The 23336-nt window shown below is 63.0% G+C and carries 23 protein-coding genes and 2 tRNA genes; 13 read left to right on the forward strand and 12 right to left on the reverse strand.

What is annotated here, in order from left to right; translation table 11 throughout:
• The first annotated feature begins 83 nt into the window (after positions 1 to 83).
• The 6 genes from ACN50D_RS24420 (at position 84) to ACN50D_RS24445 (ending at position 5826) form a co-directional block, all read left to right on the forward strand.
• Positions 84 to 1229 (forward strand): DNA cytosine methyltransferase, encoded by a 1146-nt coding sequence (locus tag ACN50D_RS24420; protein ID WP_178377331.1) that lies wholly within the window; start codon positions 84 to 86, stop codon positions 1227 to 1229.
• The gene (locus tag ACN50D_RS24425) at positions 1226 to 2086 is read left to right on the forward strand and encodes a hypothetical protein (RefSeq protein ID WP_054831521.1); all 861 of its coding nucleotides are present in this window, start codon (positions 1226 to 1228) and stop codon (positions 2084 to 2086) included. The genes ACN50D_RS24420 and ACN50D_RS24425 overlap by 4 nt, the downstream gene beginning before the upstream one ends.
• Before the next feature lie 10 nt (positions 2087 to 2096).
• Complete coding sequence (locus tag ACN50D_RS24430) at positions 2097 to 2501, forward strand: very short patch repair endonuclease (protein ID WP_042921136.1); 405 nt, start codon at positions 2097 to 2099, stop codon at positions 2499 to 2501.
• A gap of 10 nt (positions 2502 to 2511) precedes the next feature.
• Positions 2512 to 3201 (forward strand): DUF998 domain-containing protein, encoded by a 690-nt coding sequence (locus ACN50D_RS24435; protein WP_007731663.1) that lies wholly within the window; start codon positions 2512 to 2514, stop codon positions 3199 to 3201.
• Between the two features lie 79 nt (positions 3202 to 3280).
• Positions 3281 to 4525 (forward strand): alpha/beta hydrolase family protein, encoded by a 1245-nt coding sequence (locus ACN50D_RS24440; protein ID WP_054827395.1) that lies wholly within the window; start codon positions 3281 to 3283, stop codon positions 4523 to 4525.
• A 98-nt stretch (positions 4526 to 4623) separates the two neighbouring features.
• Complete coding sequence (locus tag ACN50D_RS24445; protein WP_030535753.1) at positions 4624 to 5826, forward strand: DUF6461 domain-containing protein; 1203 nt, start codon at positions 4624 to 4626, stop codon at positions 5824 to 5826.
• A 73-nt stretch (positions 5827 to 5899) separates the two neighbouring features.
• On the opposite strand, the gene ACN50D_RS24450 is transcribed toward ACN50D_RS24445, so the two are convergent.
• From ACN50D_RS24450 to ACN50D_RS24495, 10 genes are all read right to left on the reverse strand, one after another.
• On the reverse strand, positions 5900 to 7078 hold the full coding sequence (locus ACN50D_RS24450) for a cation:proton antiporter (RefSeq protein WP_073512856.1): 1179 nt from the start codon (positions 7076 to 7078) through the stop codon (positions 5900 to 5902).
• A gap of 34 nt (positions 7079 to 7112) precedes the next feature.
• Complete coding sequence (locus ACN50D_RS24455; protein ID WP_212633836.1) at positions 7113 to 7742, reverse strand: pyridoxamine 5'-phosphate oxidase family protein; 630 nt, start codon at positions 7740 to 7742, stop codon at positions 7113 to 7115.
• On the reverse strand, positions 7739 to 8554 hold the full coding sequence (locus ACN50D_RS24460; RefSeq protein WP_042447705.1) for an ABC transporter ATP-binding protein: 816 nt from the start codon (positions 8552 to 8554) through the stop codon (positions 7739 to 7741). Before ACN50D_RS24460 ends, ACN50D_RS24455 begins: the two co-directional genes overlap by 4 nt.
• A complete protein-coding gene (locus tag ACN50D_RS24465) occupies positions 8551 to 9603 on the reverse strand; it encodes a FecCD family ABC transporter permease (RefSeq protein ID WP_003943885.1) in 1053 nt (350 codons plus the stop codon). Before ACN50D_RS24465 ends, ACN50D_RS24460 begins: the two co-directional genes overlap by 4 nt.
• Positions 9600 to 10643 (reverse strand): FecCD family ABC transporter permease, encoded by a 1044-nt coding sequence (locus ACN50D_RS24470; protein ID WP_054781379.1) that lies wholly within the window; start codon positions 10641 to 10643, stop codon positions 9600 to 9602. The genes ACN50D_RS24465 and ACN50D_RS24470 overlap by 4 nt, the downstream gene beginning before the upstream one ends.
• Entirely contained in the window at positions 10640 to 11674 is a 1035-nt protein-coding gene (locus ACN50D_RS24475; protein WP_081557225.1) for an iron-siderophore ABC transporter substrate-binding protein, read from the reverse strand. The genes ACN50D_RS24470 and ACN50D_RS24475 overlap by 4 nt, the downstream gene beginning before the upstream one ends.
• Before the next feature lie 156 nt (positions 11675 to 11830).
• Positions 11831 to 12748 carry a helix-turn-helix domain-containing protein gene (locus ACN50D_RS24480; protein ID WP_007731681.1) on the reverse strand — a complete coding sequence of 306 codons (918 nt, stop codon included), beginning with the start codon at positions 12746 to 12748 and terminating at the stop codon, positions 11831 to 11833.
• Between the two features lie 46 nt (positions 12749 to 12794).
• A tRNA-Arg gene (locus tag ACN50D_RS24485) sits at positions 12795 to 12867 on the reverse strand.
• A gap of 82 nt (positions 12868 to 12949) precedes the next feature.
• A tRNA-Ser gene (locus tag ACN50D_RS24490) sits at positions 12950 to 13041 on the reverse strand.
• A gap of 96 nt (positions 13042 to 13137) precedes the next feature.
• On the reverse strand, positions 13138 to 13857 hold the full coding sequence (locus tag ACN50D_RS24495; RefSeq protein ID WP_003943860.1) for a dienelactone hydrolase family protein: 720 nt from the start codon (positions 13855 to 13857) through the stop codon (positions 13138 to 13140).
• A 61-nt stretch (positions 13858 to 13918) separates the two neighbouring features.
• On the opposite strand from ACN50D_RS24495, the gene hisC reads away from it, so the two are divergent.
• The 3 genes from hisC to ACN50D_RS24510 all read left to right on the forward strand — a co-directional run bounded on the left by hisC (position 13919) and on the right by ACN50D_RS24510 (position 17697).
• A complete protein-coding gene (gene hisC / locus ACN50D_RS24500; RefSeq protein WP_118604835.1) occupies positions 13919 to 14995 on the forward strand; it encodes a histidinol-phosphate transaminase in 1077 nt (358 codons plus the stop codon).
• A gap of 100 nt (positions 14996 to 15095) precedes the next feature.
• On the forward strand, positions 15096 to 16790 hold the full coding sequence (locus tag ACN50D_RS24505; protein ID WP_007731686.1) for a bifunctional metallophosphatase/5'-nucleotidase: 1695 nt from the start codon (positions 15096 to 15098) through the stop codon (positions 16788 to 16790).
• A gap of 37 nt (positions 16791 to 16827) precedes the next feature.
• Complete coding sequence (locus tag ACN50D_RS24510) at positions 16828 to 17697, forward strand: MYG1 family protein (RefSeq protein WP_212633835.1); 870 nt, start codon at positions 16828 to 16830, stop codon at positions 17695 to 17697.
• A gap of 8 nt (positions 17698 to 17705) precedes the next feature.
• On the opposite strand, the gene ACN50D_RS24515 is transcribed toward ACN50D_RS24510, so the two are convergent.
• On the reverse strand, positions 17706 to 18716 hold the full coding sequence (locus ACN50D_RS24515) for an alpha/beta hydrolase (RefSeq protein WP_249343160.1): 1011 nt from the start codon (positions 18714 to 18716) through the stop codon (positions 17706 to 17708).
• 399 nt (positions 18717 to 19115) lie between these two features.
• Here ACN50D_RS24515 and ACN50D_RS24520 point away from each other — a divergent pair, with 399 nt between their 5' ends.
• From ACN50D_RS24520 to ACN50D_RS24535, 4 genes are all read left to right on the forward strand, one after another.
• Positions 19116 to 19736, forward strand: coding sequence for a LysE family translocator (locus ACN50D_RS24520; RefSeq protein ID WP_193595717.1), 621 nt, complete (start codon positions 19116 to 19118; stop codon positions 19734 to 19736).
• Positions 19737 to 19761: 25 nt separating this feature from the next.
• A complete protein-coding gene (locus tag ACN50D_RS24525) occupies positions 19762 to 20166 on the forward strand; it encodes a DUF4259 domain-containing protein (RefSeq protein ID WP_065455083.1) in 405 nt (134 codons plus the stop codon).
• Positions 20167 to 20326: 160 nt separating this feature from the next.
• A complete protein-coding gene (locus tag ACN50D_RS24530) occupies positions 20327 to 21535 on the forward strand; it encodes an aspartate transaminase (protein WP_007731694.1) in 1209 nt (402 codons plus the stop codon).
• Positions 21536 to 21560: 25 nt separating this feature from the next.
• The gene (locus ACN50D_RS24535) at positions 21561 to 22229 is read left to right on the forward strand and encodes a 4-carboxy-4-hydroxy-2-oxoadipate aldolase/oxaloacetate decarboxylase (RefSeq protein ID WP_058038194.1); all 669 of its coding nucleotides are present in this window, start codon (positions 21561 to 21563) and stop codon (positions 22227 to 22229) included.
• Between the two features lie 59 nt (positions 22230 to 22288).
• Here ACN50D_RS24535 and ACN50D_RS24540 read toward each other — a convergent pair whose 3' ends face one another.
• Complete coding sequence (locus tag ACN50D_RS24540; RefSeq protein ID WP_030535776.1) at positions 22289 to 23332, reverse strand: L-idonate 5-dehydrogenase; 1044 nt, start codon at positions 23330 to 23332, stop codon at positions 22289 to 22291.
• Positions 23333 to 23336: the final 4 nt, after the last annotated feature.

A 23336-nucleotide genomic window follows, 5' to 3' on the forward strand; every position in this document is an offset into this window, starting at 1 on the left:
GTTGGCAAACGGTGTCGGAGTTCTCGAGTACCGTGCTTCTAGGTCGGTTCGTGAGGAAGGGTGCTGTGACGTCGTCGCGGAGCATGGTGGGTTTGTTTGCCGGTATCGGTGGTCTCGAGTTGGGGCTCTCGGAACATGGGTGGAACACCGAACTGCTGTGTGAAATCGATCCGGGCGCGCAGGCAGTTCTCCGTTCGCGTTTCGCCGACGTGCCGTTGCACGGTGACGTCACCAAACTTCGCGCGCTGCCCAGTGACATCGAATTGGTGGCCGCCGGTTTCCCCTGCCAGGACCTCTCTCAGGCCGGCAAAACGGCAGGCATCACCGGCGCACGCTCAGGCCTGGTGGACGAGGTGTTCCGTCTGGTCAAGCGTAAGAGGGGCCCGCGCTGGCTGTTGATCGAGAACGTTCCGTTCATGCTCCAGCTCGGCAAGGGCGCCGCCATGCGGCACATCACCGACGCCCTCGAAGACCTCGGATACACCTGGGCGTACCGGGTGGTCGACGCCCGCGCCTTCGGACTCCCCCAGCGTCGCCAGCGAGTCATCATGCTTGCCTCGCGCACAGACGATCCCCGCGAAATCCTGTTCGGCCAGGACGCCGGCGAGCGCCTGGGTGGCGATCCCGCGGACTACCCCTGCGGCTTCTACTGGACCGAAGGCACTCGCGGTCTCGGATGGGCCGTCAATGCCGTGCCGACGCTCAAGGGCGGCTCGTCCGTCGGCATCCCCAGTCAGCCGGCAGTCCGGTTGCCGTCAGGTGAGATCGTCACTCCCGGTCTAGTCGATGCCGAGCGACTGCAGGGTTTCGATCCCGACTGGACGCTGCCGTCCGTCGAGGTTCCCGGCCTACGCCACAGCCATCGCTGGAAGCTCGTCGGCAATGCCGTGAGCGTGCGGATGGCGTCGTGGGTCGGTGGCCGGTTGAGCGATCCCATCGAATACGACGCCGCGGGCGAGACGCCACTCGAACCGGGCGACGCCTGGCCGAGTGCGGCCTGGGGCCGTAACCGCCAGGCCTTCCGCGTCCATACCTCGACCTGGCCGGTCCAGTACGACTACGAGGATCTGAGCGGCTTCCTCGAAGACACGCGGTTGCTGTCGGCTCGGGCCACCGCCGGCTTCCTCAAGCGCGCACGCATGGGTAATCTTCGGTTCATCCCCGGTTTCATCGAGGACGTCGAAAGCCATCTCGAGCGGATGGGCGGATACCCCGAGGCCGCAGCATGACGGACTCGCTGTTCCCCGAACCTGAAACGCTGTTTTCCGAACCGGAACACGAACCACTGTGGAGTGCACTGCAACTCGCGGGCGACAAGCCCCCGGCCGACGCCGATCGCGGCGAGAAGAAGAACTACGCCCAGCGACTGTCCAATCAACTGGCACAGACGGTGGCCGACGCTCTGCGTCCGCTGTATCCCAACATCACCCCGACGGCGTCCGGTGAAGGCCAGGAGGCAACAGTCGATGTCGCCAAGGGCCGAAAGCGCTTGGACGTCAAGGCACTCGACCCCACTCTCGGCCTGATCCTCTGCGTCTCCATCAAGACGTACAACTTCCAGGACTACAGTCCCCGCAGCGGCAAGCTGGGACGGTGGACCAAGAACATAGTCCGCAACGACCACGAATTGCGTGGCGAGGCAATGGTTCTGCATCAGCGTCAGCCGTACAGCGTGTTGGTCGCCGTCATGTTCGAGCCGTACGCCACGTGCGACGACGGCGACCCGACCAAGACCAGCGACACCGGCAAATCCTCTTTTGCACACCACGTCACGACGCTCTCGAAGCGCTCGGGCCGGGGCAAGCGCGCGGTGGTCGGCGTTCCCGGAAAGGCCTGGGTGGATCTCGGCGCCGAGGACACCCGCTACGACCTCTTCGAGAAGGTCTACATCGGACTCTACGAACCCGATGGTGCAGTCCGGTTCTTCGACGTCGACGAACCGCCGCCGCGCAACGGCCGCCCCACCGAAGCTCAGACGCTCTCGTTCACCGACTTCGTGACCGTCGTGCACGGTGAAGTGGAGCGTCGCAACAGGTTTGCGCCTACCTGGTCCGATCCCGAAGACAGCGACGATTCCGACGGCTGAGAGAACCACGGTGCCTGCGACGGATCCTGCCACCAGCGCTCGGATGAGCGCTCAGCGTCGGCGCGACACCAAACCCGAAATCGCACTTCGACGCGAGCTGCATCGACGCGGACTCCGGTACTTCGTGGATCGGGCGCCTGTCAAAGGTGTTCGCCGACGGGCCGATCTGGTATTCCCACGCCGCAAAGTCGCGGTGTTCGTGGACGGATGCTTCTGGCACAGCTGCCCGCAGCATGCGACGTTTCCCAAGAACAACGCGCAGTGGTGGACGGACAAGTTGGCCGCTAACGTGGTTCGAGACCGCGACACCGATGCACGTCTGGCAGAGCAGGGTTGGACCGTCATCCGCGTCTGGGAGCACGAAGATCCGCTGGTAGCGGCCGAACGCGTCCAGAAAGCCCTGCTCGGTCCGTAAGCTCGATTTCGTGAAGGAACGCAACGTTGCGCGGTGGGGTTTGGTGGCTGCGCTGGCTCTGGGCGGAATCGTCTACTCGTCGTGGATTCTCGAATTCTTCCTGGACACCGGCCTCGACCCGGTGACATCGTTCCTCAGCGAACTCGATGCCGAGAACCAGAAATACCGCGATGTCTTCGGTAACGCCGATGTCCTGTCCGCAATCTTGATGTTGATCTCCGGAGCGCTGGGTCTGCTGATCACGCCCCGGCGAAGGCTCTACGTCACGGGCTGGATTGCGCTGGCGGTGTTCGGCATCGCGACCATCGCCGACGCGTCGTTCCCCCTCGAATGCTCGGGCGAGGGTTGCCCGTCGAGCGCACCCGACGGTCTACTTCCGCAGCTCCACCATGTTCACGCGTTGACGAGCAGCGTGGCGGTCTTCGCGATCTTCACCGCGATGATCGCATTCACCGTGGGAGCGTTCAGGTATCGCGAGCACCCTTCTTTGCGGACGACGGGTCTGACCATTCTGATCCTGACTTCCCTTGCGACGGTGTGGATGTTGACGACCAACAGCATCGAAGTCTCCGGCGGCGGTAATCTCGGACTGGGTATCGCTCAACGTGCGCAGGTGCTGGGAATGTCGTTGTGGTTGTGCACCCTGGCATTTGCGATGTCGAGGCCGCCATCCACCGGGCTCCCGGCGTCGCCGCGCTGACAGGTTTTCCGGCAAGCGATTCGGGCGATCCTGGAACTACAACTGAAAATGGCTGCCCCGAACTAGCGAAGGTGTGCCCATGTCTCTCGCGTCGTCGTTCTTCGCCCATCCGCACCAGGCGTTCACTGCTGGTTTCTATCGCAACGAGTCCTTCGACTTCGAGCTACGAGTCGTTCTCGGGCAAGCCACCTTCGGCGCGGCAGATACCGGCGAAGTGCTCTCGGCCATCGCTCACGTCGGCGAGAAGGACCTCGAAGGCTGGTACGAGGCCTGGTTCGACCTCGGCACACGGGTATTCGGGCAGGCCGATGAGGCAGCCGAGGCCGGGCATTCGCGAAGCGCGTCCAACGCGTACCTGCGGGCGGCGTCGTACTTCGGTGTGGCGATCAACGCAGTCGACGGTCTCAGCGACGATTCGGTTCTGGTCCCCACTTTCAAACGTCACCGACAGGCGTGGGACCGCTTCGTCGACACCACCTCCCAGCCCGTCGAACGCGTCCGGATCCCTTACGAGGACACCTACCTGCCCGGGTACTTCTTCCGGCCGCCCGGGGACGTGCGACGGCCGACGTTGATCATGGTGAACGGTAGCGACGGCCCGATCAGCGGGCTGTGGGGCAGCGGCGGTGCCGGGGCGCTCGAGCGGGGCTACAACGTGTTGATGTTCGACGGTCCCGGTCAGCAGTCGATGCTCTTCGAGCGCAACATCCCGTTCCGTCACGACTGGGAAGCCGTCATCACGCCCGTCGTCGACTATCTCGTGGACCGGCCGGACGTCGATGCGTCGAAGCTGGCGATGTACGGGATCAGTCAGGGCGGGTACTGGGTGCCGCAGTCGTTGGCGTTCGAGCATCGGATCGCGGCAGCGATCGCCGATCCGGGGGTCGTGGACGTGGCCGCGTCGTGGCTCGCCCACATCCCCAAGAACATGCAGAAGCTGCTCGACGAGGGGAAGTCGGAGGCCTTCGACCGCGACATGGCGATAGGGCTGGGAATGAAATTCTCCAAGGACAGCGCCCGAATCTGGCGTTTCCGAGCGCGTCCGTACCTCGCCGACGGCTACTACAACACTCTCGCCGAGGTTCGGAAGTACCACCTCGAACACGTCGCCGGCTCGATCTCCACTCCCCTGCTCATCACCGATCCGGAAGGCGAGCAATTCTGGCCCGGTCAATCCAAGCGGCTTGCCGCCCTCGCCGGCGGACCGACGACGGTGGTTCCCTTCACCGCTGCCGAGGGCGCGAACTTCCACTGCCAGCCCATGGCGAGGCGTCTGACGGATCAGCGGATGTTCGACTGGCTCGACGAGCAGTTGGATCTCTGAATCAGGCCCTCGAATCAACGATCGAATGATGGCGTATTTGCTGTGCGCTCGATGGAGTTCGGCATTCGTCGGGTATCGATCTGTGGAAGCGTGCGAGTGTGCCTACCTATCACGACTATGTGTGGATTCAGCAGTACCTCAACACGAGCCTGTCTCTCGGGTACTGCGCTGCACTCATCCCTCGGTCCACTCCCGCACAGGTGTTGAGTGCCCTCGGCGCCGACGAGAACACACAATCGGAGGCAATCGGGATCGCCGAACTCGGCGAGGTGATGTCCGATCTCACTGAACAGCCCGAGACAGCCGGGGCTGGGCAGGTAGTCGCAGTCGCGGCGGTGGGCGACGACAGCACACTGTTGATGCAGATCAACGGCGGTTCCTTCGCTATCTCCGAAGAATTGATGCGGCCCCTTCTATCCGATCGCGAGGTGGCTTCGCACTATCTCAGCGTCAATGCCGACAGCCAGTTCATCTGGTGGTCGAACGGCACACGCGTGGCTGAATTCGAACTCTTCGGATCCAGCCCGGTGGTCGGGGACGATCGGATGGTGGATTTGATTCTCGATGTCGGCGGAATCGGAATCGACGATGACGCCCAAGGCTATGCAGGTGAGCATGCGTTGGAGGGCGCCTTTGCTCTCGCCGAGCAGATCACCGGCGTCGCAGTCCCCGCCTCGCTATTCGTGGAAGGCCAATTTATGGTGGCCGTTGTCCCCAAGTCAGGACAGTCCCCCTCGGCAGATGTGCCATCTGAGGCTTCTCCGCGAAAGTCGCCCGCTGCGTGGAGCGAGGTAGCGCGACGTTACAAAGCGGCGGAACGGATTCCGCTACATGGGGTGATGTTCCGCGGGCGACCCCCCGGCGGTCGTCCCTCCGTGCGACTCGAATTCTGGTTCAAGCCGCGCACCTGCATCCGTCTCGAAGACGAGCAGGGAGTGCTGTTTCTGCAGAACCGACAGAAGCAGACGTGGTTCCGCACCGACGGGGTCCTCGAACGACGAAACGGCGGATACAGTCTCGACATCCATATCGAACAACTTCTCCAGATACACAGAACCTGGCCGTACACACCTTTCGCCGACCTACGCCCACCCGACACGACAGGGCGGGAAGTAGAGGTCGACGGGCGGAGAGCGTGGGAATTCGCGATGCCACCGGATTGGGCCGGCCGTGATGCCACGGTGGCGTTCGACGCGGAAACCGGGATCCCTTTGCGGTGGGCGGACCGAACGGGCAGCCATGAGATATCGGCGCTGGAAACCGGTATCGACGTCGACGACGGCTTTTTCTCCGGCCCCTGATAATCGAAGCAAGCGAGGCGTCTGACGGATCAGCGGATGTTCGACTGGCTCGACGAGCAGTTGGATCTCTGAATCAGGACACTTTCTCCTTTTTCGTCAAGAGAGTGGCGAGCATCGGCAACAGCAGAACCGTGATCGCCCCGGCCGCGACAAGAATCGACGCGTTGTCCGAGGACATCTGATGCGCGTCGACGGCCGCGCCCGTGACCGCCACGATCATGGGCAGGCCGGTAGCCCCGTACAACGCGACTTGCGCACTTTCGCGCGTGGTGAAGGGTGGTTCGACCTTCTCGAACTTGGTCACGAAGAACACCGGCACGCCGCGGACTACAACGATCAGGATCAAAAACGCAATCAGTATGCCGGGACTGGCGGCGACCGCCGAGACGTCGATCGCCATGCCTGAAGTGATGAAGAAAATCGGGATGAGGAACCCGAAGGCGATCCCGTCGAGCTTGATCTCGAGGCGCTCGTCGCCCTCTGGCATCAATCGCCGCAGGATGAAGCCGGCCGCAAATGCACCGAGAATGACGTCGAGTGAGAACACGGCCGACAGCACTCCGAGGCTGACCAACAACAGAACGGTGAGGCGGACCGTCGTCTGCGCCGTCGTGTCCGCCCCTGCCCGCACCAGGCGATGTGTCCACGAGCCTTCGTGAATCAGCTTGCCGGGCAGCACCGCAACGATGACAGCGATCAAGGCGAAGACGGCAAGAACGATCAGCGACAGTACGGCACCACGGGCACTCAGCAGCACCGCCATCGCGACGACCGGCCCGAGCTCGCCGACGGCCCCGTGGTTGAGGACGGTCTTACCCAAGCGTGTGTCGAGGAGTTTGTTGTCCTTGAGGATCGGCAGCAGCGTGCCCAGAGCGGTCGACGTCATCGCGATGGCAACAGCGGCTTCGGCGGAGATCACGTTCCTCATGCCAAGCAGCGCGACCACCGTGAACGCCAGCGCGAGGCAGAACAGCCACGTGTAGAGCGCTCGACGTCCGCCGCGCCCACTGAGTTCCTGTCGGTCGATCTCGTAGCCGGCGAGCAGGAACAGCATGCCGAGGCCGAGTTCGCGCAGGATGCCGACCGCTTCGCTGTCAGCTGCGATGTTGAGGGCGAACGGCCCGACCACTGCGCCCGCGACCAGTAGCAACACCACTTCGGGAACCAGTCGACGCGGGATCAGGCCCGCGACTATCGGCGCAATGGCCGCGATCAGCGCAATCCAGAACAGCGAGGAGGCAATTGAAGGCACGGATCATTATCGGACATAGGTGACGGATCTGCGCTCAGTACAGGTACTTGCGGTACGCCTCCTGCCGAGCCGGCTCCAGATCCTCGACCAGCAGGCTGTGCTGCTCGGCCATCATGTCGCGCAGACTCGGTACGTCATCGGATGCGGGCCACGTCGACGGATCCCACAGCTTCGCCCGCAGAATTGCTCTCGCGCAATGCAGATACGCCTCGTCGATCTGCACGATCACCGCAAGCTGTGCAGGCTTGCCGTTCATCGCCATCGAATCCAACAGATCAGGATCGGTGGACAGAGTCGCCGTGCCGTTGACGCGCACGATCTCGTCGTGCCCGGGCGCGAGAAAGAGGATCCCCACGTGAGGATTCTCGATCATGTTCCGGTACGAGTCAGCGCGCCGGTTGCCCGAACGATCCGGGAGCACGAGCGTCTTCTCGTCGGGAAACAGAACCTGACTGACCAAGTCTCCGCGCGGCGAGCAATCGCAATTTCCGGCCGCATCGGATGTCGCGAACACAAAAAACCGTGCCTGCTCGATGAATTCACGGATCAACGGAGTCGTGTGAGCGGTCTGCTTCTCCATGATCGTCGGATGGGGCTGTCCGAGAATCGCATTGAGTTGTTCCACGGATTCGATCCGCCCGCCCGGGGCGTTCGACGCCGTCACGTCGACACGTCGTCGAGCACGTGGTGGCGCCCGAGCGGCAACACCAACGGCTTACCCGAGATGGGGTCGGGGATGATTCGGCTCTCGAGACCGAAAACGGTGCGGACGTTGTCGCTCGTGAGCACCTCGGCAGGATCACCCTCCGCGTAGACCCGGCGATCGGCCATGGCGACGAGGTAGTCGGCGTAGCGGGCGGCGAGATTGAGATCGTGCAGAACCATGACAATCGTTGTACCCCGAGTCCGGTTCAGGTCGGTGAGCAGGTCCAAGACCTCAACCTGGTGGCTCACGTCCAAGAAGGTGGTCGGCTCGTCGAGTAGAAGCAGATCGGTTTGTTGGGCGAGCGCCATCGCAATCCACACACGTTGGCGCTGACCACCGGAAAGCTCGTCCACCGATCGTTCGGCCAATCCGGTTGTGTCCGTGGCCGCAAGCGCCTCGGCGACAGCTGCGTCATCCTCGCGGCTCCACCTCGACAGCACCCGCTGATGTGGATGACGACCACGGCCGACGAGATCGGCGACAACTATCCCTTCCGGTGCGATCGGTGACTGCGGCAGCAGACCGAGCGTGCGAGCGAGCTTCTTCGCAGGCAGGCGATGAACATCCTTGCCGTCCAACAGAACATGACCGCTTCGGGGACTGAGTAGCCGCGACATCGACCGCAGCAGTGTCGATTTGCCACACGCGTTGGCGCCCACGATGGTCGTGATCTTTCCCGGCGGCACCGCGAGGTCGAGCGATTCGACGACGGTCCGTCCTCCGTAACCGAGTTCGAGGTTTTCGGCAGTCAGAGTATGGGATTCGGTCACAGCGAACCTCCCGTTCGGTTGGAGCGAATGATGAGGTAGACGAGATACGGCGCTCCCAGCGCGCCAGTCACCACGCCAACGGGGTAGCGGGTGCCGAAGGCGTACTGTCCGCAGAAATCGGCAACTAGCACCAGCAGCGCTCCGACCAGCGCCGACGGAATCAAAAGTGATGTTCCCGGACCGACGATGCGGGCGGCGATGGGCCCTGACAGAAATGCGACGAAGGCGATGGGCCCCGCAGCGGCAGTGGCAAAGGCGATGAGTCCGACGGCCGCAATGATCGTCAGAATGCGCGTTCGTTCCACTCTGACGCCGAGCGCTTGTGCTGCGTCGTCACCGAGCTGGCTGGTCGAAAGGTTGCGCGATTGGCTCAGCAGCACCGGTCCGAGGACAACCAGCGCCAGGAGTACGGGAACCGTCGAACCCCAGTTGGCACCGTTGAGACTGCCGGTGAGCCAACGCATCGTCTCCTGCAGATCCCATGCGGCGGCGGTACTGAGAAGGTAGGCGGTGACGCTGTCGAGCATCGCGGCGATGCCGATACCGATCAGTATGAGCCGAGTGCCCGCCACACCGTCCCGGAAAGACAGAACGTAGATCAAGACTGCGACGCCCAGACCGACGGCGATAGCAAAAACCGATACCTGTGAACCGCCGAGTGAAAGCGAGATGATCGCGAAAGCCGCTGCAGCGCTTGCGCCGGAGCTGATTCCGATGATGTCGGGGCTCGCGAGCGGGTTGCGCAGCATCGTCTGGAACGTGATGCCGCCCAAGCCGAAACAGATTCCGGCGACCACAGCGAGGACAGCGCGAGGCAGACGGAGGCGACCGACGGTGAACGAGGCACCAGGCACGTTCTCCCCCAGCACGACGCGAAGCACATCTGACGGCGGGTAGAAGGTTTTTCCCACCATCAGAGTGACCGCGAAAGAGGCGACGGCGAGGACCGTCAGCACGGCAATCACGATGCGGCGGCGTCTACCTCGTCGGATACGGCTTGCTCCGACTGCGTCGACCTCGACTTCGGGAGTAACGAATGTAGTGGTCACAGCTCACGTATCTTCTGACGGCGGACGATATAGATGAAGAAGGGCGCTCCGATGAGCGCGGTGATGATGCCGACGTCGATTTCGCTCGGCCGGGCGACAATTCGTCCGAGAATGTCGGCGGCGACGAGAAGGCCGGCACCTGTCAGCGCAGAAAACGGTAGTAGCCAACGGTTGTCGATACCGATCAGCAGGCGGCACAGATGCGGGACAACCAAACCGACGAAGCCGATCGGTCCGGCAATGGCAGTGGCTGCACCGCAGAGCAACACTGCACCGAGCGCTGCCACTGCACGAACCACCGCGACGCGTTCGCCGAGACCTGACGCAACCTCGTCGCCGAGCGCAAAAGAGTTGAGACTGCGCGCTGACAGCAGACAGATCACGAAGCCGACAATGAGGAAAGGCAGACCCTGCCGGATCACCTCGAAACTCGCGCCACCGACGCCGCCGATCTGCCACGAACGAATGTTGCCCGCAATATCGTTTCGCGGCAGCATGATCGCAGTGATGAACGAAGCAAACGCAGCCGATGTTGCGGCCCCGGCAAGAGCCAACTTGAGTGGCGTGGCTCCACCTCGCCCGAGTGACCCGACTACGTAGACGAACAATGCCGCCCCGGCTGCACCGAGTACGGCCACCCAGATCATGCTGGTCTGGGTCCACAATCCGAACCACGCCATTCCGATCACCACGGCGAGCGAAGCGCCCATGTTGACGCCCAGGATTCCGGGATCCGCCAAAGGGTTTCGGGTAATCCCCTGCATCACAGCGCCGGCAAGACCGAGCGCAGCTCCCACGATTATCGCGAGCACCGTCCGCGGAATGCGCTTGGCAATCGCACCCTGACCGATGTTGTCCGTTGAACCGCCCAGTGCGGCAACAATATCGGACCAGTCGACCTCACGAGAGCCGATGACGATCGAAGCGCACATGAGCACCGCGAGGACAACGAGAAGGGCGATCAACCACAGCGAATTGCCGAACGTCGGGCGCCGCGTATCGCGAGCGCCCGACGTCGAATCCTGCGAGGTTACAGTCACTCCGACTTTCCAGCGGCCCCGGCGAGCAGATCGACGTAGTCGCCGAGTACCCACGAAATTGCGAGTGGAGTCGGGTTGGCCGCCGTTCCCATCGGCCCGGTTCCATTGAGGAACACGATCGCGTTGTTGGCGACGGCAGGCATCTGCGAGAGCAGCGGGTCAGCCTTGAGTGCGTCGACAAGTGCCTGGTCACCGTAGGTGACGATCAGTTCGACGTCGTCGAAGACGTCCACACGCTCCGCACTGACCTTCTTCGAGAACTCACCACCCGTCGAGGCGTCGGCAACGCTCTTCGGCGTCGAAAGTCCGAGGTCCTCGAAGAACGCGGCGCGCGTGTCGTTCGCCGTGTAGAAGCTGACCTGGCTCAGATCAGCGGTGTCGACGTGCGTCAGGAACATGGTTGCCTTGCCGGCAAGCTGCGGATGCGAGGCAACCTCGTCGGCGATCTCCTTTTCGATGGTGGAGATCAGTTCCTGCCCTTCGGATTCCATGCCGAGGCCCATGCTGTTGAACTTGATGACGTCGCGCCACGACGTCGCCCACGGCCCCTCGGGATACGCCACAACCGGAGCGATCTCACTGAGAGTGTCGTAGTCCTCCTGCGTCAATCCGGAGTACGCGGCAAGAATGACGTCAGGGTTCGTATCGGAGACGGCTTCGAAGTCGATGCCGTCGGTCTCGTCGAAGAGCACCGGCGGCTTCGCGCCAAGGTCATCGAGCTTTTCCTCGACCCACGGCAGCATTCCGTTGCCGTTGTCGTCACCGAAAGTCGCCGCTGCCATTCCGACGGGAACCACGCCGAGAGCAAGGGGCACTTCGTGATTGGCCCAGGCGACGGTGGCAACTCGCTCCGGCTTGGCGTCGATCGTCGTAGTTCCGAAAGCGTGCTCGATCGTGACGGGGAAGGAGCTGGATCCGCTTCCGGCGTTGCCGCCGTCGGCGGTCTCCGAGGAGTCGGAACTGCAAGCTGTCACGCCGAGGGCGACTGCGACCGCTGCTGCGGCCACCGCCAAGAAGCGTTTTGAACGCATGAAAACAGAACTCTCTCGAGAAGGGGTACGGCCCTCAACCCGGCTCAATCAGGCACTTAGGTGAGGTTTGCCTAAACCATATACGGGAGGGCAATGTGGCGCAATCGCGTGTTTGGGACACCCCGTGTAGCGATCGAGACAAGGTGTGATGGCCGATCAGCTAGCCCGGAACATCCCTGGTGTAGCGCCTGTAGTGCGCCGGAATGCCGCCCCGAATGCGCTGGTCGAGTGGTAGCCCACACGCTCGGCAACCTCTTGTAGATCCAAGCCGTGGGCAAGAAGGGTCACCGCTCGTTGGGCGCGCACAGCCGAGACCCACTGCCCGAAACTCATCCCGGTCTCCGACCGAAATACCCGGGTGATGGTTCGCGGGCTGACACCGAGGAGCCTTGCCCAGTCGGACAGCGTTCGCATGTCACTCGGATCGTCACCGATCGCATCGACGATGGGTTGCAGAAGTGGCGAGTCCGGCACCAGCACCAGCAACTCGTTCGGCGACGGTGCCAGCACGTCGATCACCATCTGCTCCGTGAGCGAGCGCGAAGGAGCTCCGAGTGACTCGTCTGCCAGTCGCTCGAGGAGGTTCCGCAGCAGCGGAGTGACCTCGATCGCCACCGGCACGTCGGACAGAGAAGGAACCGATGCGATGTCGAGCTGAGCGGCGCGATACCAGGTGCCGGCCGGCGCGATCGCCGAGTGCAGGACGCCGGCGGGCATCCACAGACCGACGGTCGGCGTAATGGTCCACGTGCGCGATCCCACCGTGGCGCTCGACGCTCCCCGCTCGTTCCACAACAATTCGTGAGTCGGGTGCGAGTGCGCATCCCACCGGGTCTCGCGGGAGACAAGTTCGTCCATGCCCGCAATGACAAAGGGCACCTCGACCGCCCCGGCCGAGTAGACCGGGAGCGTCCGACTGTCGACGGTCTCCAACGGGTTCTCCTCGGTTCGCGTGGCTGCTCCGCAGAAAGCATAGGTCGCGGGGATCGGTTGTCGGTTCCCACGATCGCGAGGATCACCGCCCGAAATCGCCGAGGTGACCTCACACACATTCAAGAATTGCGTATGCACCACAACAAAAAGAAGGTCACAGACCTGAAGTCTGTGACCTTCTTTCTTGTGCGCCCGAAGGGATTCGAACCCCTAACCTCTTGATCCGTAGTCAAGTGCTCTATCCGTTGAGCTACGGGCGCATGTTCTGTTGTCTTGCTGGTCTTGCGTGTCTTACCGTCGTAATTTCTATCATTTCTAACCCGCCGGTCAAAATCACCGGCTTGGCGGAGGCGAGAGGATTTGAACCTCCGGTCCCTCGTAAAAGGGACAACTCATTAGCAGTGAGTCCCATTCGGCCGCTCTGGCACGCCTCCCTGGGGGTTCCGATCCTTTCGGACCGCCGGATCGAAAGATTACACACCCTTCGCCACCAAAGGCAAAACGTGTGGTCAGCGGGCTGTTTTGTGGACTTACCGCAGGTGGCTGTCGAACCAGTCGAAGATCCGGGTCTGAGCTTCGATGATCGAGGCCGAATCAGGGTCGTCGAGGTCAGCGTCCTCGGACAGCTGTGGCGGCTCGTCCGCCCGGTGAGCCAGTCCGGCGTAGCTGACCACCAGTGTCGCGACGTCGGCCTTCGCGGTCGCTTCCCGGAGCAGAGTCACGTGTTCGCGAGGCGTGCTGGGATCGTCCTCGCCGTACAGCGCCAGCCACGGCGCCTGCAGGGAAGTGGCCGCGTCGACAAGCGCCTGAGCATCCACCGACAAGGCTTCGACGATTCCCCGGGCGGCGACGCTCACCGCGGCGCCGACCGGACGGCTGGTGGCCACGAGCATCGCGGCGGTACCGGCGTCGTCGAATCCGAGCACCCCGATGGTGTCTGCGAGAACTTCGCGTCCGACGAGCCAATCGAGGGTCGCGTCGAAGTCGGCGAAGAGGTTGTCACCGAACACCTCACCCTGCATGTGTTCGGGTTCGCGGTGAAACAGGTGAGGTGCGACGCTCACCCACCCTTCGCCGGCAAGCGCGCACATCAGATTCAGCAGAGCCGGGCTGAACTTCCGGGCTTCATGCAGGACGACGATCCCGCCCCGCGTCGGGCCGTCCGGCTCCACCACGGTCAGCGGAACAGCCGTGGCGACCTCCCCTTCGGCTCCGCGCAGATACGCGGTGGCTCGGAAGATTTCCGACATCTTCTAACTCTGACACGCAGACGGCCGCTACGCACCAAATCGGTGCGCGCATAATCGACTCGTGACCGCACACATTCGCCCTGACCTCGCCTCCATCCCCGCCTACGTTCCCGGACGCAATTTTCCGGGTGCGATCAAGCTGGCGAGCAACGAAACGACAGTAGGGCCGTTGCCCGGTGTGCGTGACGCCGTCGCCGACGCGGTCGCCAATGCCAACCGCTACCCGGACAATGCTGCGGTTGCACTCATCGAGGCGCTGGCCGCCTTCCTGAAAGTCGAGCCGGCCAACGTCGCCGCTGGTTGCGGCTCCGTGACACTGTGCCAGGAACTCGTGCAGATCACGTGCGATCAGGGTGACGAGGTCATCTACGCGTGGCGTTCGTTCGAGGCGTACCCCGTGGTCACCCAGGTCGGCCATGCCGTCTCGGTCAAGGTTCCGCTGACCGAGGACTTCGGCCACGACCTCGACGCGATGCTGGCCGCGATCACGGATCGCACGCGGTTGATCTTCGTATGCAACCCCAACAACCCGACCGGCAATGCACTGTCGAAGGCAGAGCTCGAGAGCTTCCTCGACGCGGTCCCGGCGCACGTCGTCGTCGCACTCGACGAGGCGTACTTCGAATACTCACGCTCGGACGCCGACGGCATCGAGCTGTTCCGCAGCCGCCCCAACGTGGTTGTTCTGCGCACCTTCTCGAAGGCGTACGGCCTCGCGGGAATCCGCGTGGGTTACGCGGTCGCGGATCCGGAGATCATCGTGGCCCTCGGCAAGGTGCACACCCCGTTCACCGTGAGCGCTGTCGCGCAGGCCGCCGCAATCGCTTCCCTGGCTGCAGCAGACGAACTGCTTGCCCGCACCGAAGGTGTCATCGCCGAGCGGACGCGAGTTCGAACCGCTCTGATCGAAGCCGGGTACACCGTCCCCGAGTCGTCGGCGAACTTCGTCTATCTCCCCCTCGGAGAACTCTCTCCCGCTTTTGCCGAGGCGAGTACCGAAGCGGGCATTCTGATCCGCCAGTACGGCGTCGAGGGCGTCCGGATGACCATCGGCGATCCACACGAGAACGACGCGTTCCTCGCTTTCGCGAACACCGACGTCGCGAAGCAGGCCGCGGGCATCGGCGTCACCGCGTGACACTCGATACATAACTGTTACGCCGGGGACTGGAATTCGTTTCGGCAGACGGGCACACTCAGGGAGGTTCGAAGCCGGTCCGAGTGAGGGAGCACGACGCATGACGCGACGCATGACACGAACGTGTGCCGTGCTCGCAACGACCCTTCTCGCCACCACCGCGACCTCCCTGAGTGGCGTCGCCAACGCAGAGTCCCAGGACACGGTGTCGGTACGTCTGTTGGCGTTCAACGATCTGCACGGCAGTCTCCGCCCGCCGGAAGGTGTTCGCAGCGAGATCAGGCAGGCCGACGGCTCTCTTACCCCCGCAGGTGGCGCGGCGTATCTCGCTGCTTACGTGACGCAACTTCGCAGCCAAGCCACCAACTCGCTGCTGTATTCGGTCGGTGACAACTGGGGATCGTCGGCGCTCGAGTCGGCGATGTTCAACGACGAACCGACGGTCGAACTCCTGAACCGGATGAAGATCGACGCTTCCGCGATCGGCAACCACGAACTGGACAAGGGACTCGCCGAGTTCCGTCGCATGCAGTCCGGCGGTTGCTCCGCCGTCGATGCGTGCACGTTCAGTCCGTCCTTCGACGGCGCCAACTTCCCACTGATGGCCGCGAACATGACGTACACCAACGGCACCCCGGCCACATTGCCCTTCACCGTGAACATGGTCGACGGCATTCCGCTCGGAGTCATCGCGATATCCCCCGCCAACACATCGCAGATCGTGACACCGGGCGGGATCGCCGATCTGCAGTTCGGCGACGAGGTCGAAGCGATCAACCGCACCGCCGACGTCCTCGACTTCTTCGGCGTCAAAGCCATCACCGTCCTCCTGCACCGTGGGGACGAACCGGCCGTCGAAGGTGGGCCCAACGACTGCAACGTCGAGTCCGGGCCGGCCCGCGACATCGCCCTTCGTGCGTCACCGAAGGTGGACGTCATCTTCACCGCCGACAGCCACCAGCAGTACAACTGCGAATTCCCTGATCCCGCAGGCAATCCCAGAGTCGTGATGCAGGGCGCTTCGCACGGCCGGATCGTGTCCGTCGCAGACGTCACCATCGATCGCAACACACGCGAGGTCGTTCGCGATCAGACGTCCGCGTTCAATCAGATAGTGACACACGATATTTCGCCGGATCCCGATATTCAGGCTCTCGCCGACCGGGCCTGGTCGGAGGCGTCGGACAGCGCTCAGCGGCCGGTGGGGACCATTACCGCCGATCTGACACGCGACCGCGTCCCCAGCGGCGAATCGACACTCGGCAACCTGGTCGCCGACGCTCAACTCGCCGCCGGATCGACACGAGGCGCCCAACTAGCGTTGACGAACCCCGGCGGCATGCGCGAGGACTTGGACTTCGGCACTTCCGGCCAGGTCACCTACCGCCAGGCCTACGGTGTTCAGCCATTCGGTAACAGCCTCGAGGTGCTCTCCGTCACAGGAGCGGTGTTGAAGGACGCTCTCGAACAGCAATTCCAGATCGACCTCGACGGCACCGCTACCGAGCGCATCCTCTCCCCGTCCGCGGGCTTCACCTACGCCCTGGACCGGCGGGCGGCACCAGGCGCGCGAATCTCGGAAATGCGTCTGAACGGGCAGGACATCGCGCCCGACGCCGTCTACAGCGTCGTGGTGAACAAGTTCCTCGCCGAGGGCGGGGACGGCTTCACCGCGCTGAAGAACTCCACCCAGATGACCGGTGCCGGCAACGACCTCGACGCCTTGACCGCCCTGTTCGCAGCCGGGTCGCCGGTCTCGCCACCTGCCACCGACCGCATCCGCACCATCGGCTGACTAGGCATCCCCGCGCTCGATTGCCTAGTCTCGACGGGTGATCATCGCGACCCATAACGGCAAGTTCCATGCAGACGACGTCTTCGGCGTATCGCTGCTCAAGCAGCTGTACCCCGACGCCACCGTCGTTCGCAGCCGTGACGAGTCCGTCCTGGGCAGCGCGGACATCGTGCTCGACGTCGGCGGTCGCTACAACCCTGCCAAGGGGCGCTTCGACCATCACCAGCGTGATGCCGGCGAGCGCAGCAACGGCATCCTGTACTCCGCCTTCGGTCTGCTCTGGCAGGAATACGGCCTGCAGTTCTGTGAAGGCGACGCCTCCGTGTTCCGCCGTATCGACAGCCGACTGGTCGAGGGCATCGACGCCGTCGACAACGGCCAAGAGATCTACACCCTCAACGACTACGGCACCAAGCCTTTTGATCTGTCGTCCGTGCTGGACCTTTTCAATCCGATCTCGTCCACCGACGAGGAGTTCGACACCCAGTTCGAGCTGGCCGTCGTTCTCGCAACCCAGGTCTTGATTCGCCTGCGCGCCAAGTACGCCGGCGACGCGGCCGCCGAGCGCGAGTTCACCGAGACCTACGAAAAAGCAACGGATCCGCGCTTCGTCGTCCTGGAACGCTTCGTTCCCCACGGCCGCGCCGCGTCGGCCCAGCCGGAACTGCTGTTCACCATCTTCCCGAACACCAACGGCGGCTGGTCGATTCAGACGGTCAAGCCTGCTGACTCCAAGTTCGGTTCACGAAAGCTGTTGCCGGAGCCGTGGCGCGGCCTGAACGGCTCGGATCTTGCCGCCCAGACGGGCGTCGACAGTTCGGTCTTCTGCCACAAGGCCGGGTTCATCGCGGCTGCGCAGACCCGTGACGGCGCCCTCCAATTGCTCGAACTGGCACTGGCCGAGTAGTTCTCAGCTCACATTCCCAGCGCCGTCTTCACCGTCGGCCAGGAATCGTGAAGCGCGTCTTGCCAGTACGGCCACGAATGGGTGCCGTCGTTCCGATACGCGAACACTGCGGGAATCGACAACTCCCCCAACCTCGCTTCGAACAGTTGTGTGCACGTATTAGCGAGCGCCTCGAGCGGTCCGCCTTCGATGGCAGTCTGCAGTCCACTCGGGGTGAAGACGTTGTCGTATTCTCCGGGCGCACCTGTACCGGAGGACACGTAGATCGTCTTCCCACGCAGCGTTTCCGCGTTGGCGGACGGGTCGTGCTTTTGCCAGTCGGGGTCCGACGCCGGGCCCCACATGTTGGTGGCGTCGCCCGCCTTGCTGGCCACGGTGAGCCGTACGGAGTCCTGCGAGGACGATTCGGAGTTGTCGAGACAGCCACTGTACGAGGCCAATCCGGTGTAGAGCTTCGGGTGATGTGTGATGAGGTTGGCCGCGCCGAGCGCACCCATGGACACCCCGCCGACCACGTTCGTCCCATTTCCGGAAAACGCAGAATCGATCAACGTCGGAAGTTCTTCTGCGAGAAACGATTCCCACTTGTTCACACCGAGGTTCGGATCGTCGTTCTTCCAGTTGGTGTAGAAACTGCCGGTGCCGCCCACGGGGAGAACGACGTTGACGTTCTTGTCGGCGAAAAACGTTTCGATGTCGGTCTTCTGGGTCCAGGTGCTCTCGGAGTATCCGGATTCCGAACCGGCACTGACTCCGTCGAGTAGATAGAAGGACGGACGTGAACCGGCGCTCGACGCTGGATGCAGAACCTGCACTTGTACCTCGCGTCGCATGGCCGGCGACTCGACGAACACGGCACTGCGTGTGGGCGACAACTGCTCTATGCGATTGATGTGAGCCCCGGCCTGACCGGCCGAATCTCCTGGTGGGTTTTCAGGTGCCGGTTCGGCATACGCCACTCCGCCCACGACAAGCGCGAGCACGACCAACACAATCCCGACAAACCCAAATCTCCGCATCCGTCAAGCGCCCCCTGAGCATCGCACGACTACCGCTGACCCTCGATTGGACAGGACGAACGTCCCGGGGTCAACCCACTGGTTGGGATTTATTACTCGCGGGTATCCAATGGAGTTGGACAGTTCTCCACCGATGCACACACAGGTGTGGATAACTTCATTCACATCCGCTTCCCAGTTGTGCATAACCTGTGGACAAAAGGATGAATTACAACATAGTTATTCCTTCTACCTGCAACGATTCGTTTCCCCACAGTGTGCATAACTTTGTCGAACAGGGCTCGCGAGACGCCGGTTTCCGGGCGTGTCCATGCAGTTCACACCGCCGCGCCACTCTTTGTTCACAGGCACGACACCACCGGCCGACAATGCTCCCCACCCCGACTTCATACTTGTTGCATGCTGACCGCTCTGCTCGCCGCCACAGCTGTGCTCGCCCTACTGACTCTGGTCCCCGGGCCCGACATGGCCGTCGTGACGCAGGCTGCTCTCGGCGCGGGCAGATCCGCCGGTTTCCGGGTAGCTGCCGGCATCGTCTCGGGCCTTCTGGTGTGGGGTCTGTTGACCGTCCTCGGGCTGTCGGCGATCCTCGCCGCGTCGGCCGAGGCGTACACGGTGGTCAAGCTCGCCGGCGCGGCTTACCTGATCTATCTCGGTGTGCGAGCACTGTGGGAGAGCCGGACGTCGCGGATGCAACACAATGCCGACGCTCCACGATCGCAGAAGGCCGGGACATGGAAGACGGGCTTCACCACCAACCTGCTCAACCCCAAGATCGCCGTCTTCTACACCGGACTGTTGCCGCAGTTGGTTCCGGCCGGGTGGCCGACGGGACCGTCGCTTGCATTGCTGGTGCTCATCCACGCAGCCATCACCATCGTGTGGCTCAGTGGCTACGTGGTCCTTCTCTCCCGAGCGCGTAGCACCTTCGAGAAGCCCCGAGTGCAACAGGCACTCGAGCGCATAACCGGAACAGTTCTTCTAGGATTCGGAGCGAAGATCGCGCTCGAAGCGCGCTGAGACGGCAATCGGAAAAGAGTAGACAGTGGGCGCGTGGGGATCGGGACCGTTCGAGAACGACGGTGCAGGGGATTTGATCGCGTCCATCGGACACGGTGACTTCACCTTCGAATCGGTGGAGTGGGCATTCGAGGACGACTACCTAGAGGTGGACGGCGGCCAAATCGCCGTCGCCTTGCTCGAATTGGTACTGATCGTGCGCGCCGATCGCAAGCGCGACCCCGCCACCCAAGACCTCGATCTCGATTCCTTCACCGCGGCCCTGACCAGCGAGCGGCTCACCTGGCTGATCGAAATGGTGGAGCGCACCATCGCATCGACCGATTCGGAACTGTTCGAACTGTGGGACGCGCAGGGACCGGAAGAGCTTGCGTCGTGGAGAGTTCCCGTCGTGGACGGTCTCGAGGATCTGCGCGTTCTGTCGGTCTGATTCCGTCGCCGCTCCATCACGTTTGCTTATCGGGCCACAACGGTTCGGTCTTGGTCAGATGCCCTGGTAGGACCCTATGGTCGAACGGATCACCGAGTGAGAACTGTGGCTCGTCGACGACGGGAATCCACGCTCACCCCGGACCCAGGAGCAGACCATCATGGCGACTTTCGTTCCGGCTGCGCGCGTCGACAGAATCAGGGAGTCGCCGAGTGTGGCTGCCGCACAACGAGTGCGCGAGCTGAAGGCCCAGGGCCGTGAAATACTCGACCTGACCGTCGGGGAGCCCGATTTCGACACACCCGACAACATCAAGTCTGCGGCGATCACTGCGATCAACACGGGTCAGACCAAGTACACCGCAGTCAACGGCATCCCGGCTCTACGCGAGGCAATCGCAGCACGCGCGGCTTCGCGAACCGGAATCCAGTACGCGGACAACCAGATCACCGTCGGCGGCGGCGCGAAACAGGTCATCTTCCTCGCTCTCATGGCGACGGTCGAAGCCGGCGTCGAGGTTATCGTTCCCGCCCCTTACTGGGTTTCGTACCCGGATATGGTCCTCGCTCACGACGGAACTCCGGTGATCGTTCAGTGCGAGGAGTCCGACAACTTTCTTCTCACAGCCGAAGCACTATCCGCTGCAATCACTTCGAACACCAAGTGGGTCATCCTCAATGCCCCGGGCAACCCCACCGGATCTGTGTACACCCGCGAGCAGCTGCAGGCCCTCGCCGAAGTGATAGAGGCCAATCCCCATGTCAGTGTGTTGGTCGACGAGATATACGACGAGATCAACTTCGGCGACGCTCCGATCCCGAGTCTGCTGCAGGTCGCTCCGCACCTCCGTGATCAGGTACTGGTCACCAACGGAGTCTCCAAGTCTCATGCCATGACCGGGTGGCGACTCGGATACGGACTCGGAAATTCCGGATTGATCGGCGCCGTCAACAAACTGCAGGGTCAAAGTTCTTCCTGCCCGTCCTCGATCAGCCAGGCCGCAGCCGTGGAAGCCCTTACCGGCGACCAGAGTTTCCTCACCGAATCCGTACGAAGTTACCGACGACGACGCGACCTCTCGGCTCACCTCCTCAGTGTTGTCCCCGGGCTCGAGCCCGTCGTGCCGCAGGGTGCGTTCTACCTGTTCGTCAACTGTGCCGGCTTGATCGGCAAGCAGACCCCGGATGGCACCGTGATCGAGTCCGACCAGGATCTCGTCCTCTATCTCCTCGACGAGGCGTCGGTTGCCACCATTCAGGGTTCGGCTTACGGCGCATCGCCGTACTTCCGTATCTCCTTCGCCACCTCCGAGGCCGTCCTCGAAAAGGCCGCGGCACAGATCGCCGCGGCAGTCGAACGCCTTTCCTGATCTTTCATACTTTCTGGAGTACAAGATGATTCACGTCAAGACGAAAATTGATCGCGCGGACAAGGACCTGATTGCCGAACTGGGGACGTTCTCCGCGGCCACGATTCACGAGGCACAGGGACGTAAGGGGTCGCTGCATCCGGCGATCAAACCGATCGACCGCGACATGAGGTTCTGCGGCTCCGCCTTCACAGTCAAGTGCCATCCCCGTGACAACCTCATGCTGCAGGTTGCGATCAGCTACGCACAGCCGGGTGACGTCCTGATCGTCTCTTCAGGTGATCAAGCCGCCGGCCAGTTCGGCGATGTCCTCGCCAATGCCTGTGTTGCGCGCGGCATTACCGCACTGGTCACCGACGGCGGAGTGCGCGATACCCGGGAGATCCGCGAACTCGGATTCCCCGTCTTCTCCAAGCACGTGTACATCGAGGGAACCGTCAAGGAATCTCTCGGCCCGATCAACCATCCCCTGGTCTTCGGAGAACAGGTCATTTATCCCGGTGACGTCGTCAAGGGTGACTGCGACGGCGTTGTCGTGGTCCGCCGCGAGGAGGTTGCCGAGGCAATCGAACTCTCGCGTGCCCGTGACGAAGCCGAAGCCGGGTACATCGAGCGTTACAAGCGAGGCGAGACCCCACTCGAGGTGAGCAATCTGACTGCCCTGCTGGAAGCCAAGGGCCTGGTGGTCGAATAACCTGCTGTGCGCCTTTATTAACCGCCCGCGGTTAATAAAGGCGCACAGGGTCGAAGGACTCAGAACCGCAACAGCACCTTCCCCGACACCGAAGCATCCTTGGCGACTGCGAAGGCTTCCAGAGCTTCCTCGACCGGATATTCGTGTGTGAGAACAGCATCGACAGCAAGCGAACCGTCGGCGAGGGCGAGCAGCACCTCGTCGATTTCGTCGTTGAAGCGGAATGAGCCCACCAACTCCAACTCTCGCGTGATCGCCAGCGAAATGTGTACCGGTTGAGGTCCGGACGGAAGAAGCCCGAGCATGACCACCCGTCCACCGCGCGTCGCCCCGCGAATAGCGGATTCGAGCCCGCGATGATTGCCGGTGCACTCGACGACCACGTCGGCATCGGATGCGGCGACTGCCTCGGCGTCGGTGGCCTCGAGAACCCGATCCGCACCGAGCGTCGACGCGATCTGCAGCGGAACGTCGTGCACGTCGACCGCGGTGATCGACTGCGCGCCTGCTCGTCTGAGCACAGCCACGACCAGTGCGCCGATGGGTCCGCAGCCGACGACCAGCGCCTTCTTACCGCGTACGTCTCCCGCTCGCGAAACAGCGTGCCAGGCAACGCTTGCCGGTTCGGCTACCGACGCAGTCCGCAGGTCCAACCCCTCGGGCAGTTCCCGGAGCATGCGCGTCGGGAGCACTGCGTATTTCACGAAGGCGCCCTCGGTGTGTGGGTACTGCGCTGCACTTCCCAGGTATGTGCAGCAGGGCGAGAGGTTGGGCCGATCGCTCGGGAACCGAGGCGCGGTCCCACCGGGCGTTGCGGGGTGTACGGCCACGGAAGTTCCAACTGCCGGCCCCGTTCCGTCCGCCGCGGCCGTCACGACCGTGCCGACCACCTCGTGACCGAGCAGCATCGGTGCCTTCAGAATCGACTCCCCCGCCGCGCCGTGCGTCCAGTAGTGCAGATCTGATCCACACACACCGCCGTAAGCGATCTCGATCACTGCCTGCTCGGCGGTCGGCGCAGTCAACGCAACATGCTCGACCCGCAGGTCACCTGCCGCATGGGCCACCACTCCGAGCGTCGTTTCCGGTAGTACAAAACTCATGATG

The sequence above is a fragment of the Rhodococcus sp. SB1D genome, from assembly GCF_048573875.1.
GTDB classification, from domain to species: Bacteria; Actinomycetota; Actinomycetes; order Mycobacteriales; family Mycobacteriaceae; genus Rhodococcus_F; species Rhodococcus_F qingshengii.

Bases quoted from the DNA above. Each gene is read 5' to 3' on its own strand.
- ACN50D_RS24420 (WP_178377331.1), top strand. From the start codon at position 84: ATGGTGGGTTTGTTTGCCGGTATCGGTGGTCTCGAGTTGGGGCTCTCG.
- ACN50D_RS24495 (WP_003943860.1), bottom strand. From the start codon at position 13,857: ATGTCGGAAATCTTCCGAGCCACCGCGTATCTGCGCGGAGCCGAAGGG.
- ACN50D_RS24520 (WP_193595717.1), top strand. From the start codon at position 19,116: ATGCTGACCGCTCTGCTCGCCGCCACAGCTGTGCTCGCCCTACTGACT.
- ACN50D_RS24440 (WP_054827395.1), top strand. From the start codon at position 3,281: ATGTCTCTCGCGTCGTCGTTCTTCGCCCATCCGCACCAGGCGTTCACT.
- ACN50D_RS24475 (WP_081557225.1), bottom strand. From the start codon at position 11,674: ATGCGTTCAAAACGCTTCTTGGCGGTGGCCGCAGCAGCGGTCGCAGTC.
- ACN50D_RS24530 (WP_007731694.1), top strand. From the start codon at position 20,327: ATGGCGACTTTCGTTCCGGCTGCGCGCGTCGACAGAATCAGGGAGTCG.
- ACN50D_RS24505 (WP_007731686.1), top strand. From the start codon at position 15,096: ATGACGCGACGCATGACACGAACGTGTGCCGTGCTCGCAACGACCCTT.
- ACN50D_RS24540 (WP_030535776.1), bottom strand. From the start codon at position 23,332: ATGAGTTTTGTACTACCGGAAACGACGCTCGGAGTGGTGGCCCATGCG.
- ACN50D_RS24425 (WP_054831521.1), top strand. From the start codon at position 1,226: ATGACGGACTCGCTGTTCCCCGAACCTGAAACGCTGTTTTCCGAACCG.
- ACN50D_RS24515 (WP_249343160.1), bottom strand. From the start codon at position 18,716: ATGCGGAGATTTGGGTTTGTCGGGATTGTGTTGGTCGTGCTCGCGCTT.
- ACN50D_RS24535 (WP_058038194.1), top strand. From the start codon at position 21,561: ATGATTCACGTCAAGACGAAAATTGATCGCGCGGACAAGGACCTGATT.